Source organism: Rhodococcus sp. T2V, assembly GCF_029269925.1.
GTDB lineage: Bacteria > Actinomycetota > Actinomycetes > Mycobacteriales > Mycobacteriaceae > Rhodococcus_F > Rhodococcus_F koreensis.
Genome location: NZ_JARJBD010000253.1, coordinates 1 through 2,088, shown reverse-complemented (window position 1 = coordinate 2,088; position 2,088 = coordinate 1). Strand labels below are relative to the sequence as shown.

The window sequence follows — 2,088 nt, the reverse complement described above, 5'->3', positions numbered from 1 at the left end:
CTTCGACCTGCGCGAGCCCATGCTGGTCTCCGCGTCGCGGTAGCGACAACCACCCACCGCGCGCCGCACCGGGCAGTGTCGCTCTCCCGCAGGAGTGCCAGCGTCGAGCGGGAGAGCGATGTGCCTATGCACCACACGCCCCGCTCTCCCCGGGATGGGGCGTCCGGCCGGCCGCGCAGGTCCCCCCGGACCGTGCGGATATCCATCGAAGTCTCGTCTGAGCCGGGCTCCTCGGGCGAATCCGATTTGGGACCGCGAACTGGTCATCTCGCGGTCCCAAACTCCTGGTCGCTGGGAACTGATCGCCGACCGTCGCCCTCGGGCCCTACTCTTGGGGCTCGGCATCGCGACGTCCGGTTCTCACGAGCAGGCCGAGAACAGGCCGGATTACCTCTTGCCCGCCACCATGAGGATTCGGTGCGCTTCCTGAGCCGCCCTTGCCGCCCGGCTACCGGCCGGTTCCTCCGTCGGGAGTTCTTCGAGGCCGTGGGCCAATGCCGAAACCGCGTCGGTCAGCGCCTGCAGCCTGTCCTCGAGGGCGTTCAGCCGGAGATGTTCGGCGGAGGTTCGCGGCGCGGCGGCCGGGGCGGGGGTTCCGTTCACGAGTTCGCCGCGGAGCCCGGTCGGCATCTGAGCGAACACATGGTCGAGTTGTCCGGGCGAGAACAGCGCACCCAGCCCGGCGGAGATGGCACCGGCGGTGGCGGGGACGTCGGCCGGGCTGATGCCACCTTCGTATGCGAACAGGGTGGTGAACCCGGTGGTGTCGTAACGGATGGGCACCTTGCTCGGTACCCAGCCCTCGAAATAGACTCCGCGCAGCAGCTCGGGCAGCTGGGCGGCGAGATGCACCGCGCTGTCCACGGTGAGTCGGTCGCGAACCAGATGTAACCATGCCCGCAGCACCCGGTAGGTGTAGTTGCGGTCCTCGGTCCCGAGCCGCTCGGCGACAACCTTCAGCCACTCGTGCGCCGTGTGTTGGGCGTGCGCGAGAGGGTCGTTGTGGTGCGTCATGAGATTCCTCCTGCAGTGTCAGGCCTGTCACCCATCATCGTCCGCCCCGATGGTCGGCAACAGGGGTAAGAACCTCCACTGCGGGGCAGTGTCCGGTTTAGCGCACATCGGGTGGACGGTGCGCACGCCGGTGGACTCCCGAACATGCGAGCGCGTCCGCGGGCCTCGGGTGGTCGAGGGCCGGCCGAGTACTCGGTCCCACCAGTCGACCAGCGGCCTGGGGTCGGGCCAGATGATCGGACCGTCGGGTAGCGACGAGGATCTACCCGGGTCCTCACCCTCGGAGTGTCGCTCCGGATGTCGTCGACCAGGGATCGCCGCACAGCCCATCACCGACCGGTGGCTGCGGTCGGTGACCGGCCCGGGCGAGTCGTTCGCCCGAGCGGCGGCGGATCGGTGGCGGCGAGGGGATGCGGACCACGGGACGGACTTCGTCCTCGACCACGAACGTCTGCTCCTTCGCGGCACGCATCGACCACCGGACGTGTGCTGTCGCCAGTTCCCATTGCCCCGCAGGGTGATACACCCGCATCGCTGTCGATTCCCTCTCGGTTCTCTCCGACCCGGCCACGCCCTGGCAGCCAGACGTCACACCGCCGAGGGTCGGGGAGATTCCCCGTCGGGCGGGCCAGGAGATTCATTCGGGTGGCGGGTCCAGGAAGGCCGGCGTCTCGGCGTCGGGCAGCGCGTGGAGCCAGAGCAATGCCTCGACCAGCGTGGTGGCCCGCACCACCCGGTCCGGTTCGCGTTCGGCGGCGAGCAGCGCCAGCACGGACCGTCCCACCCGGCCGTGGCGCGGGGGCAGCTCACCGGCACCGACGGTGCGCCCGGCGTGGTGCGCACCTCGAGCACGAACGCCTCCCCGTCCTCCGCGGGCCAGAGGCGGCGAGGACCACGTTGGCGAGTGCGGTGACCAACCAGGCCAGGAGCCCTCGGTAGAGGGGCCGCCGCAGCGCCTCGCTCTCGGGCGGATTGAGGTTGCTCCTCGGGAGTGGACACCCGATTTCATGCGGCAACTAACAGCGTAGACGACGCGATCAGCCGTTGTTCGAACTCCACTGGGGTGAGGTATCC

General features: G+C 69.4%; 2 protein-coding genes. Both read right to left on the bottom strand.

Annotated elements, in window-relative coordinates; translation table 11 throughout:
• Window positions 1-387: 387 nt before the first annotated feature.
• Window positions 388-1,014: a DUF2267 domain-containing protein gene (locus P3H15_RS53665; protein WP_276144769.1), complete on the bottom strand. Its 627-nt coding sequence runs from the start codon at window positions 1,012-1,014 to the stop codon at window positions 388-390.
• A gap of 637 nt (window positions 1,015-1,651) precedes the next feature.
• A complete protein-coding gene (locus P3H15_RS53660) occupies window positions 1,652-1,798 on the bottom strand; it encodes a hypothetical protein (protein WP_276144768.1) in 147 nt (48 codons plus the stop codon).
• Between the last annotated feature and the right edge of the window lie 290 nt (window positions 1,799-2,088).

Bases quoted from the DNA above. Each gene is read 5' to 3' on its own strand.
- P3H15_RS53665 (WP_276144769.1), bottom strand. From the start codon at position 1,014: ATGACGCACCACAACGACCCTCTCGCGCACGCCCAACACACGGCGCAC.